This is a genomic window from Clostridium sp., assembly GCF_032552055.1.
Taxonomy (GTDB): domain Bacteria; phylum Bacillota; class Clostridia; order Clostridiales; family Clostridiaceae; genus Clostridium.
Genome location: NZ_JAWGSV010000261.1, coordinates 1 through 4402, shown reverse-complemented (window position 1 = coordinate 4402; position 4402 = coordinate 1). Strand labels below are relative to the sequence as shown.

Sequence of the window (4402 nt, the reverse complement as noted above, 5' to 3'; positions counted from 1 at the left end):
TTTTATCTGACATAAATATTCCTCCTGAAATTAAAGATTCTAAATTGATATAATAATCTCTAATTGATGAGAAACTATTTACCTAAATGAAACTTTTTTTGTTAGCAACTTTGCTACTCATTTATAATAACACATTTTTTGTTCAATAGCAACCTTTTTTGTAAATAATTTTTTCTTGCAACCTATTTTTAGCAAGAAAATAGCCTTAGGCAAGTTATATTAATACCTAAGACTATAAATCTCACTTATAAGGAAACTGGACTTACATTTACTCACTAATTAAATTCATCTAAGCAAACCAAGTTTTCAAAAATTACACTACTTTAAATTCCTCTTAATACTTTTTATAACTCTCCACCATTAGTTTCTATAACTTTTTTATACCAATAAAAGCTCTTCTTTCTTGATCTATCTAAAGTACCAGTACCATCATTATGCTTATCTACATAAATAAATCCATATCTCTTTTTCATTTCTCCAGTACCAGCACTTACAAGATCAATACATCCCCATGGAGTATATCCCCATAGCTCAACACCATCATCAATAGCTTCTTTCATTTGTTCGATGTGAGCCTTTAAGTAATTAATTCTATAATCATCATTAATAGATCCATCAGCTTCTACAGTATCTGCAGCTCCTAGTCCATTTTCAACAACCATCATTGGAATTTGATATCTGTTATAGATTTTATTTAAAGTAGTTCTTAATCCAACTGGATCAATTTGCCATCCCCAGTCACTTGCTTCTAGGTAAGGATTCTTTAAGCCCATGCTTAAGTTTCCACCTGTAGTTTCAACATCTGGATTTGTACTTACGCAGTTTGACATATAATAACTGAATGTATAGAAATCAACACATCCATTTTTAAGAGTTTCCAAATCTCCTTCTTCCATCTTAATTTCTATATTATTTTCTCTGAAATAACGCTTAGCAAATCCTGAGTATGCTCCTCTTACTTGTACATCTCCACATAAATAGTTTGATAACTCTTCTTGTTGTTGAGCCATAAGTACATCATCTGGATGACAAGTATAAGGATATAATGCTCCATAAGCTATCATACATCCAATTTTAAAATCTTTGTTTATTGAGTGTCCTAATTGAACAGCCTTAGCACTTGCAACAAATTGGTGATGTAATGCTTGGAAGCACTCTTGCTTATGATCATTTTCAAAATGTCCAAATTTTAATTCTCTTATTTCATCAAACATAACTCCAGCACCCATAAATGCAGCAGCCGGTCCATGTGTTAATATATTAATTTCATTAAAGGTTAACCAGTACTTAACTACGTCTTTATATCTATTAAATATTGTTTCACAATATCTTAAATAACAATCTATAGTTTCTCTACCTAACCATCCATTATACTTCTTAGTTAGTCCAAATGGCGTTTCATAGTGTGAAATAGTAACTAATGGTTCTATATTGTATTTCTTTAATTCAGCAAATACATCATCATAGAATTTTAATCCTTCTTCGTTTGGTTCTAATTCATCTCCATTTGGAAAGATTCTTGTCCAGTTCATAGACATTCTAAATGTTTTAAATCCCATTTCTGCAAATAATGCAATATCTTCTTTATATCTATGATAAAAATCTATTCCCTCATGGCTTGGATAATATGTTCCTTCTTCTATTTCAGTTGTTATTCTTCTAGCTGTTGTGTGCGTTCCACCAGTTAACATATCTGATGTACTTAAGCCCTTTCCACCTTCTCTGTATCCACCTTCAAATTGGTTAGCAGCCGTAGCCCCACCCCATAAGAAATTTTTTGGGAATTTAATATTACTCATAATTAACCTCCAAATATATGAGACTTATTAAGCTGTTTTTTCATATTAGCTTAATAAGTCTAAATTTTTAATTATATCTTTCTATTTTAAATTTCCACCATTCGTTGCTATAACATCTTTATACCAGTAGAAACTCTTTTTCTTATATCTTTCTAATGTTCCACTTCCATCATCATGACGATCAACATAAATGAAACCATATCTCTTTTTAAGTTGTGCAGTAGAAGCACTTACTAAATCAATACATCCCCAAGTAGTGTATCCCATAACTTCAACTCCATCTTCAATAGCTGCTGCTACTTGAAGTAAGTGATCATTTAGATATTGAATTCTGTAATCATCATTTACTGTTTTATTTCCATTTTCATCAGTAATTAATTCATCTACAGCTCCTAATCCATTTTCAACAATGAATAATGGTTTTTGATATCTATCATATAAGAAATTAAGTATATATCTTAATCCCTTAGGATCAATCTGCCATCCCCACTCAGATGCTGGTAAGTATGGATTTGGTACCCCTTGGATAAGGTTTCCTGCTCCTAATTTCTTCTTTTCTTCATCTGCAGTAACACAAGAACTCATATAGTAAGAGAATGAAATGAAGTCAACAGTATGCTTTAATATTTCTTCATCTCCCTCTTCCATAGTTATTGATATTCCATTTTCTTTGAAATATTTATTTAAATACTTTGGATATGCTCCTCTTACGTGAACATCTGCAAAATAAAGATTTTGTCTATCCTCTAGCATTGTTTCTATAACATCATCAGGATGTGGTGTTAATGGATAATTTGGTATAGCAAGTATCATACATCCAATTTTGAATTCTGGATTTATTTCATGACCTATCTTAACTGCTAAAGCACTTGCTACTAATTCATGATGAATTGCTTGATAAAGATCACTCTTACTAAGCTTTGATTTATCAGTTAATATTCCACCACTCATAAGAGGAGCATGTAATACTGAATTTATTTCATTAAAGGTTAACCAGTATTTTACTTTATCCTTATATCTTGTAAATACAGTTCTTACATACTTTTCATAAAAACCTACTAATCTTCTATCTATCCATCCATCGTATTTTTTTGCAAGGTGTAATGGAGTTTCATAATGAGATAATGTTACTAATGGCTCTATTCCATATTTAGCCAATTCATCGAATACTTTATCATAGAACTCTAATCCCTTTTCATTTGGTTCTGCATCATCACCATTTGGAAATATTCTAGACCAAGCTATTGAAAGTCTGAAAGTCTTAAATCCCATTTCTGCAAACATCTTAATGTCTTCTTTATATCTGTTGTAAAAATCTATGCCAACTAATTTCATATTATCTTCTGTTGGTACTTCTGTTGGTGCTGACATCATACCTTTTGGCATTATATCTTGAATTGATAATCCCTTACCATCTACATTATAAGCACCTTCACATTGGTTGGCAGCGGTAGCTCCACCCCATAAAAAATTTTCTGGAAATCTATTATTCATTTTCTTATCCTCCATCTTAAGTAAAATTTATAATATTTTTTTAAAATTAAGACTCCTACGCTTAACTAGCTTCGGAGTCTTAATATAAGCGTAAACTTATGTTATATCATTACTTTAATTAATTCTTCTTTACATTCTATTGTTTTCTTATCTGTTTCAACTACATCTAAATAATTATCTGAGTTTGTAACTATTACTGGTGTTGTAACTGGAAATCCAGCTTCTTTAATACCATTAATATCAAATTCTAATAATAATTGTCCTGCCTTTATTTTATCTCCTTGTGCTACTTTAGGAGTAAAACATTTTCCTTCTAATTGAACTGTATCCATACCTATGTGAATAAGTATTTCTGCACCCTTATCACTTGTAATTCCTATAGCATGATATGTTGGGAATAATGTTGTTACAACTCCATCTACAGGAGCTACTACCTTACCTTCACTTGGTTCAATAGCTACACCTTTACCTAATAAACCTTTTGAGAATACTTCATCTTTAACCATTTCTAAAGGCATAACTTCACCTTTTATTGGGCTAACTATAACTTCTTTACTTATTAACTCTGGAGTTTTAGTTGTATCTTGAGTAGTCTCTTCTTTTGTATCATCCTTATAAGTAACAAACATTGCTATAAATCCTAATACTAATCCTACAATTGTAGCTAAAATTGCTCCATAGAATCCTTTATCAATTCCAGCTGGGTTAATATAACTAGGAATAATAAATAATCCCATACCACCCATATTATAAATGCTTGATCCAAATAATCCTAGAATTCCGCCTGTAATAGCTCCAATTATACAACTTAATATAAATGGTTTCTTTCTTGGTAAAGTAATACCATAAATAGCTGGCTCTGTAACTCCAAAGAAACCTGAAATAACTGCTGGAATACATAATGATTTTAACTTTTTGTCTTTTGTTCTTGCCATTATTGCCATAACTACACCAGTTTGTGCGAAAGAAACAAGCAGTGAAGTTGCTACTACTGGATCACTACCTAATACTGATAAATTATTCATTGATATTGGTATTAATCCCCAATGTAAACCAAACATAACAAATACTTGCCAGAAACCACCTATGAATAAGCCAGCTACTATTGG

Annotated in this window: 3 protein-coding genes; all 3 read right to left on the bottom strand. The window is 31.1% G+C overall.

Annotation, left to right across the window (positions count from 1 at the left end; genetic code table 11):
• Positions 1-344: 344 nt before the first annotated feature.
• Entirely contained in the window at positions 345-1799 is a 1455-nt protein-coding gene (locus E6248_RS13695) for a 6-phospho-beta-glucosidase (RefSeq protein ID WP_316341348.1), read from the bottom strand.
• Positions 1800-1880: 81 nt separating this feature from the next.
• Positions 1881-3293 (bottom strand): glycoside hydrolase family 1 protein, encoded by a 1413-nt coding sequence (locus E6248_RS13690; protein ID WP_316341347.1) that lies wholly within the window; start codon positions 3291-3293, stop codon positions 1881-1883.
• 101 nt (positions 3294-3394) lie between these two features.
• On the bottom strand, positions 3395-4402 hold a 1008-nt coding region (locus E6248_RS13685), incomplete at its 5' end, for a glucose PTS transporter subunit IIA (protein ID WP_316341346.1).